Here is a 7292-nt window from a genome sequence, read left to right as displayed (position 1 = left end):
CCCCACCACCCCCCGCCCCCCCCCCCCCCGCGCCCGCCCCCGGCGGGAGGGCGCCCCCCGCCCCCGCGGGGGGGGGGGGGGCCCCCCCCCCCGGGGGGGGGCCCCCCCCCCCCACCCCGCACCCCGTAGAGCCGGGCCCTGAACAGGGTCTCTGTGCTCCCTCGGGGGTGTTCGACGGGCCTCACCGGGTCAACCCCAGCCCGGTGAGGCCCCTCACCCCCGCGCCACCCGCTCCTCACACCCGGCACGCCGTGCCAGAGAGGGCGGCATCATGTGACAGGTATCACCGCTCGGGTGTGACCCTCGATTTAGAGGCCCCCCGGAAGCAGCGATAACCTGCGAGACGGACATGCCGCGCGCTCGGACACCGTGTGCGCCTCCCTTGTGACAGACAGCGGACGTCACGTTGCCCTCGCGGCACGCCCACGCAGACAACGAACCGCGAGATCACTGATAGGGACGGAAGCGCGTGGACCTGTTCGAGTACCAGGCGAGGGACCTCTTCGCCAAGCACGATGTACCGGTGCTGGCCGGTGAAGTCATCGACACGCCTGAGGCGGCCCGCGCAGCCACCGAGCGCCTCGGTGGCAAGTCCGTCGTCAAGGCCCAGGTGAAGGTCGGCGGCCGCGGCAAGGCCGGTGGCGTCAAGCTCGCCGCCACCCCCGACGAGGCGGTCGAGCACGCGACCAACATCCTCGGCATGGACATCAAGGGCCACACGGTCCACAAGGTGATGATCGCCGAGACGGCCCCGGAGATCGTGGAGGAGTACTACGTCTCCTTCCTCCTGGACCGTGCCAACCGCACCTTCCTCTCCATCGCGTCCGTCGAGGGCGGCATGGAGATCGAGGAGGTGGCGGCCACCCGTCCGGAGGCCGTCGCCAAGACGCCGATCGACGCCAACGAGGGTGTCACCGAGGCCAAGGCCCGCGAGATCGTCGAGGCCGCCAAGTTCCCGGCCGAGGTCGCCGACAAGGTCGTCAACGTCCTCGTCAAGCTGTGGGACACCTTCATCAAGGAGGACGCCCTCCTGGTCGAGGTCAACCCGCTGGCCAAGGTCGCCTCCGGTGACGTCATCGCCCTGGACGGCAAGGTCTCGCTGGACGAGAACGCCGAGTTCCGCCAGCCGGAGCACGAGGCCCTCCAGGACAAGGACGCGGCCAACCCGCTCGAGGCCGCCGCCAAGGCCAAGAACCTCAACTACGTCAAGCTCGACGGCGAGGTCGGCATCATCGGCAACGGCGCGGGTCTCGTCATGAGCACCCTGGACGTCGTCGCCTACGCCGGTGAGAAGCACGGTGGCGTGAAGCCCGCCAACTTCCTCGACATCGGTGGCGGCGCCTCCGCCGCCGTCATGGCGAACGGCCTGGAGATCATCCTCGGCGACCCGGACGTCAAGTCCGTGTTCGTCAACGTCTTCGGCGGCATCACCGCGTGCGACGAGGTCGCCAACGGCATCGTCCAGGCGCTGCAGCTGCTCAAGGACAAGGGCGAGGACGTCACCAAGCCGCTCGTCGTCCGGCTGGACGGCAACAACGCCGAGCTGGGTCGCAAGATCCTCTCCGACGCCAACCACCCGCTGGTCCAGCGCGTGGACACCATGGACGGCGCGGCCGACAAGGCCGCCGAGCTCGCGGCTGCTGCGAAGTAAGGGACGAGGGACTACACAGCCATGGCTATCTTCCTCAACAAGGACAGCAAGGTCATCGTCCAGGGCATGACCGGTGCCACGGGCATGAAGCACACCAAGCTCATGCTGGCCGACGGCACGAACATCGTCGGTGGCGTGAACCCGCGCAAGGCGGGCACGACCGTCGACGTCGACGGCACCGAGATCCCGGTCTTCGGCACGGTCGCCGAGGCGATCGAGAAGACGGGCGCGAACGTATCCGTCCTCTTCGTCCCGCCGGCCTTCGCCAAGGCCGCCGTCGTCGAGGCCATCGACGCCGAGATCCCGCTCGCGGTCGTCATCACCGAGGGCATCGCCGTCCACGACTCGGCCGCGTTCTACGCCTACGCCGTGTCCAAGGGCAACAAGACCCGCATCATCGGCCCGAACTGCCCCGGTCTCATCACGCCGGGCCAGTCCAACGCCGGCATCATCCCGGGCGACATCACCAAGCCGGGCCGCATCGGCCTGGTGTCGAAGTCCGGCACGCTGACGTACCAGATGATGTACGAGCTGCGGGACATCGGCTTCTCGTCCGCCGTCGGCATCGGTGGCGACCCGGTCATCGGCACCACGCACATCGACGCGCTCGCCGCGTTCGAGGCCGACCCCGACACCGACCTGATCGTCATGATCGGTGAGATCGGCGGCGACGCCGAGGAGCGGGCCGCGGCCTTCATCAAGGAGAACGTGAAGAAGCCGGTCGTCGGCTACGTCGCGGGCTTCACCGCGCCCGAGGGCAAGACCATGGGCCACGCCGGTGCCATCGTCTCCGGCTCCTCCGGCACGGCCGCCGCGAAGAAGGAGGCCCTCGAGGCCGCCGGCGTCAAGGTCGGCAAGACGCCGACCGAGACGGCCAAGCTGGCGCGCGAGATCCTCGCCGGCTGAAGCCACTCGGATTGACCGTGGGCCCGTTCCCTGTCAGGGGGCGGGCCCACGGCCGTTTACACCGGCACGGCCGTTTACACCGGCACGGCCGTTTACGCCGGCACGGCCGTTTACGCCGGCACTGCCGTGTACGCCGAAGCCGCCGCTCACACCGCAACCGCCGTTCATGCCTGCCGCACCAGCCCGTCACCGTGGCTGCGGCATCAGCCGCTCCGGCCCCTTCTGCTCCGCCTCGCGCAGCTTCGCCCGCAGTTCCCGCTCCGACTCCGACAGCGGCCCGGGCGCGACCCGTGGCGGCACGCCCTGAACCGTCTCGCCCCGCGGTACGGGCGGCTCATAGCGCGTCGGGGCGGTGCGGACGGTGAGGGCCGTGGTGCCGATCAGGGCGACCGTGAACGCGATGGCGGCCCGGGTCCAGAAGCGGGCCCGGCGTTCCCCGCCCTGCCGCACCACCGGCGGTTTGGCGGCCCGCAGCCGCTCGATGGAGGCCAGTTCGACCAGCCGCCAGTGGAGCGTCTCCGGGTCCGCCAGCTCCGGCAGCCGCTCGGCGACGGCCTCGCGCGCGTGCACCAGCCGGTTCGCCGCCGCGCGGGTGCTCGCCTCGGTCTCCGCCGCTGTCTCCGGCAGGCCGAGCCCGACCCCGTCGTACAGCAGCAGCGTGCGGCGGTACGAGGGCGGGAGCTTCAGCAGGGTGTCCAGCAGCGCCCGGTCGTACGGGTCGGAAGGGGGCGGCTCGGAGTATCGGTAGCGGGGGCGGAACCGGTGCCACGGGGAGAGCGCGCACTCGTACGCCGCCGCGCGCACCCAGCCCGCCGGGTCGCGGTCACGGGCCACCTCGGGCCAGCGCTGCCAGGCGTTCTGGAACGCCCGCTCCACCGCCTCCCGGGCCAGCTCCCGGCGCCCGGTCAGCAGGTAGGTCTGCCGGACGAGCGCGGGGGCGCAGAAGGCGTACAGCGCGTCGAAGGCCTGCTCGGGCGTGAGGGCGCCGATCGCGGTATCCGGCCGCCGCGGCCCCGCTGCCCGGGCGGGAGCGGGGGTGGGGGCGGGGCTCCGGTCGAGCGTCGGGGGGCGGTCTCGGTCGAGAACGGGGACCGAGGCCGCCCGGTCAAGGGCGGGAACCGATGCCGTTCGGTCAAGTACGGGGACTGAGGCCGTTCGGTCAAGGACGGGGACTGAGGCCGCCCGATCGGGAACGGGAGTGTCCCCGTGATCGAGGACCGGGAACCGGCCGCGATCGGGGGCCGGTGGGCGCCCTCGGCCGGGGCCCGGCGTGCGCGCTCGATCGACGGCCGGTTCGCTCTCCGCCGTGGCGGCGGTCCCGCGCTGGGCACGGGCGCGGGCGCGGGCGCGGGGGCGGTGGGGCGTCACCTCGTCGGATGCCGGGTCGTAAGGGTCGGCGTCACTGGCGTGAGGCGGCGTCACATCCCCCGCCGTGCCCAGCGAGTTCAGTACCTTCGCGTACTTCTCCCCTTTCCGGCCGCGCGGCGGGACGCGGCCGGTCTCCCACCCGCGCACCGTCTCGCTGGTGACGCCCACCCGGGAGGCCAGCTGAGCCCGCGTCAGCGAGGCGGCCTCACGCAGGCGTCGGCGTTCCTTCGGCGGGGGGAGCGGCATGGCAGGGCTCTGCGTCACAGCGCGCCCCTCCGAACAGAAAAGTACATAAACGTATATTGAGCGACACAGCGGTGGTTCGCCTGTTACGACGGGAAAGCGCGTGTCGTTGGGAGCATGGCGAGCGTGATCGAGATGACCGCTCGCCGACGTCCGTCGTCACCCCTGCTCACCCGGATGCGCGACCGTACGCCCGGACTGGTCGGCGGCCTGATGGCCGGTGCGGTCGCGGCGGGCCTGGGGCTCGCGTCGTTCGCCATGCTGGTGATGATGCTGTGGATCAGCTCCCCGTATCCCGACAGCGGCCCCGGCGGCGCGCTGCACGTGGCGGCGGCGCTCTGGCTGCTGGCCCACGGAGCCGAACTGGTCCGCACCGACACGCTCTCCGGCGTCCCCGCCCCTGTCGGCCTCACCCCGCTGCTGCTGCTCGCGCTGCCCGTGTGGTTGCTGCACCGGGCGGCACGGGACGCCACGGACGGCGGGGCGGGGGACGAGAACGACGGCTTCCACGGGGATGACGGCTTCCGCGGGGACGAGGGCTTCCGCGGGGACGAGGGCTTCGGCGAGGCCGCCGCGCCGGGCGACGGGCCGCCGCTGGTCTCCGCCCGCACCGCCTGGACGGGCGTCGTCCTCGGCTACCTCGCCGTCGCCGCGCCCGCGGCCCTGTACGCCGCAGGCGGTGCGCTGCGGCCGTCGTGGGTGTGGACGGCGGTGTCCGTGCCGCTGGTCGCGGTCGTGGCCGCCGGGGCGGGTGTGTGGTCGGCGTACGGCCGTCCGGGCGGGCCGCTGCGGCGGCTGCTGGGCGTGCTGCCGGCGGGAGTACGGCCGCTGGTCCTCGGCCCGCACGGCCGCCCGGGTGTCGTAGCCCGGGCGGCGGCGGCCGGGCTGGCGGTGCTGGTCGGGGGCGGCGCGCTGCTCGTGGCGGTGTCGCTGGCGGGGCACGGTACGGCGGCCCAGGCGTCGTTGCTCCGGCTGACCGAGGCGTGGTCGGGGCGGTTCGCGGTGCTGCTGCTCTGCGCGGCCCTGCTGCCGAACGCGGCGGTGTGGGGTGCCGCCTACGCCCTCGGCCCCGGTTTCGCCCTCGGTGCCCGCCATGTCGTCAGCCCGCTGTCCTCCGCGCCGGCTCCGTTCCTGCCGCCGTTTCCGCTGCTGGCGGCGGTGCCGGAGGCGGGGGAGGGGGCGCCGGTGAACTGGGCGGCCGGGGTCGTGCCGGTGGTCGCGGGCGTCGTCGTCGGCTGGATGGTGGCGAAGGGTGCGGCCGAGGACGGCGGGGGAAAGGGGTCGGACGGCGGGCGGGCCGGGGCCTGGTCGGCGGGGCGCACCGCCCGTGCCGCCGGTCTCGCGGGGCTGTTCTGCGCGGCCGGGCTCGCGGGGCTCGCCGCGCTGGCGGGCGGGCCGCTCGGGGTCGCCGTCCTGGCCGGCTTCGGACCGGTGTGGTGGCAGGTGGGCGCCGCGACACTGGCGTGGCTCGCGCTGGTGGCGATCCCGACGGCCGTGGGGGTGCGGGCCTGGCGGTGCCGGTCGCCGCGGTCGGGGGAGCCGGCGATCGGAAGGCAGCGGGAGGAGACGGCCGAGGGCGCGCGCGGGGGCGGGCGCGAGGGCCGGCGCCGGGGCGTGCGGTTGCGGACCGGGCCGCGTCCGGGCGGGCGTTGGTTCAGGCGCCCGGGAGTCGCCGGGATCGCCGGAGTCGCGGGAGGCACCGGCGGTTCCGGCCGGGCCGGAGCCGCCGGGCATTCCGGAGTCCCTGGTCGTGCCGGGGATGACGCGTCACCGGCGGACGAGAGGACGCCGCCGCGTGGTCCGGAGCCCACGCCGGACACCCCGTACGAGCCCTACGTGCCGTACGCGCCCTTCGATCACGACGCCCTGTACGGCCTCAGCGACCAGGACGACACCGCCTTCGAGCCCTACGACTTCCTGCCGTCCGACCCGCCCCGCGAACCGCACCCCCACGGCACCACACCCCCATCCGACGCCCCCACCTCCGAGCAGGGCCGTCCATAGGCCGGCGCGAAGCGTCAGCCGTTCGTCCCCAGCACCCCTCGCAGCTCCTCGGGCAGGAGCTTGGAGCAGGACTGCTTCGCCTCGTTCGTCAGGGCGTCGTTCGTGCACGTGTAGTAGTCGCGGTAGACCAGCTGGGCCGTGAACGACGCGGCGACCAGGGCGATGGCCAGGGAGGCCGTGACCAGGCCGCTCACCGCCGCCGTCGTCTGGGGGCGGCCCTGCTGCTCGGGGGCCGGGGCGTCCGGGTCGGGCCTGCGGGGCTTGGCGCGCAGGGAGCTGATGGCCCAGTAGAGGGCCAGCGCGCCCAGCAGCAGCGCGACGTACGGCCAGCTGAAGAGGGCGAAGAAGAAGGCCCACATGCCCGACAGCAGGGCGTAGCGGGCGCGGCGCTGGGCCGGGTCCGTAGGGTCCCAGCGCATGTTCGGGCCGCCGCTCTGGGGGCCGCCCGGGCCCTCGGGGCCGCCGCGGGGGCGTTCGCCGAAGCCGCCCTGGGAGCGGCCGGGCTGGCGGTCGCTCCAGTGGCTGCCCCACGGCGAGCGGTCGCGCCCGCCCTCGCCCTCCGAGTCCTCGCCCGACGGGCGGCGCGGCTGCCAGGGCCGGTCCGGGGTGCCCTCGGGCGGCGGGGCGAACGGGTTGTCCTCCTGGGAGCCGCGCCCTCGCCCGTCCCCGCTGCCGTCCGACGGTGCGTCGGGCGGTGAGCTGGGGCGCTCCCGCAGCAGCACGGCGCCGCGCTCCCCTCCCTGTGCAGACAGCTGGGGGAACGTGAGGAGTCGCAGGCTGCGGTCCGGCATCAAGTGAGCGTCTTCCCGTAGGTGAGGAGGAATGAGTGGACAGAACTGGACGATGTCGATGTCGATGTCGGGCCCGGGTCCGACACCTCCTGAACGCACCGCGTCCGGACGGCGTTCCCGAACCGGCTCCGCCCAGACGCTACCTCCCGGCCCGGCCCCCGTCCCGTGGGGGCCGTCCGGTGTGCCGGTATCGTTGCTGACGGTCGGCCGGTTCGTAGGCTTCCCCGTATCCGGGGGCGCGAAGCATTCGTATGAATGTACAAACGCCAAGGTGATACGCCAAGGTCCGGCCGCCTGGACAGACGCTCCCCCGAGAAAGGCCCACCACC

The 7292-nt window shown here is 73.7% G+C and carries 5 protein-coding genes; 3 read left to right on the top strand and 2 right to left on the bottom strand.

Annotation, left to right across the window (positions count from 1 at the left end; all coding sequences use genetic code 11):
- Nucleotides 1-469 precede the first annotated feature (469 nt).
- Both sucC and sucD read left to right on the top strand, forming a co-directional pair.
- Nucleotides 470-1651, top strand: coding sequence for an ADP-forming succinate--CoA ligase subunit beta (sucC, locus tag ABZ386_RS40120; protein ID WP_037757371.1), 1182 nt, complete (start codon nt 470-472; stop codon nt 1649-1651).
- Between the two features lie 21 nt (nt 1652-1672).
- The gene (gene sucD, locus ABZ386_RS40115) at nt 1673-2557 is read left to right on the top strand and encodes a succinate--CoA ligase subunit alpha (protein WP_094054536.1); all 885 of its coding nucleotides are present in this window, start codon (nt 1673-1675) and stop codon (nt 2555-2557) included.
- Nucleotides 2558-2743: 186 nt separating this feature from the next.
- Here sucD and ABZ386_RS40110 read toward each other — a convergent pair whose 3' ends face one another.
- On the bottom strand, nt 2744-4189 hold the full coding sequence (locus ABZ386_RS40110) for a helix-turn-helix domain-containing protein (protein ID WP_358968398.1): 1446 nt from the start codon (nt 4187-4189) through the stop codon (nt 2744-2746).
- Between the two features lie 96 nt (nt 4190-4285).
- On the opposite strand from ABZ386_RS40110, the gene ABZ386_RS40105 reads away from it, so the two are divergent.
- Nucleotides 4286-6172 carry a DUF6350 family protein gene (locus ABZ386_RS40105; RefSeq protein WP_356501472.1) on the top strand — a complete coding sequence of 629 codons (1887 nt, stop codon included), beginning with the start codon at nt 4286-4288 and terminating at the stop codon, nt 6170-6172.
- A gap of 14 nt (nt 6173-6186) precedes the next feature.
- Here the strand turns inward: ABZ386_RS40105 and ABZ386_RS40100 are convergent, their stop codons facing one another.
- A complete protein-coding gene (locus ABZ386_RS40100; protein ID WP_351337367.1) occupies nt 6187-6963 on the bottom strand; it encodes a hypothetical protein in 777 nt (258 codons plus the stop codon).
- Nucleotides 6964-7292 lie beyond the last annotated feature (329 nt).

This window comes from Streptomyces sp. NPDC006140, assembly GCF_040628815.1.
In the GTDB taxonomy this organism is placed as follows: domain Bacteria; phylum Actinomycetota; class Actinomycetes; order Streptomycetales; family Streptomycetaceae; genus Streptomyces.
This window is presented reverse-complemented; position numbering and strand designations above follow the sequence as displayed.

Bases quoted from the DNA above. Each gene is read 5' to 3' on its own strand.
- sucD (WP_094054536.1), top strand. From the start codon at position 1,673: ATGGCTATCTTCCTCAACAAGGACAGCAAGGTCATCGTCCAGGGCATG.
- ABZ386_RS40105 (WP_356501472.1), top strand. From the start codon at position 4,286: ATGGCGAGCGTGATCGAGATGACCGCTCGCCGACGTCCGTCGTCACCC.
- ABZ386_RS40100 (WP_351337367.1), bottom strand. From the start codon at position 6,963: ATGCCGGACCGCAGCCTGCGACTCCTCACGTTCCCCCAGCTGTCTGCA.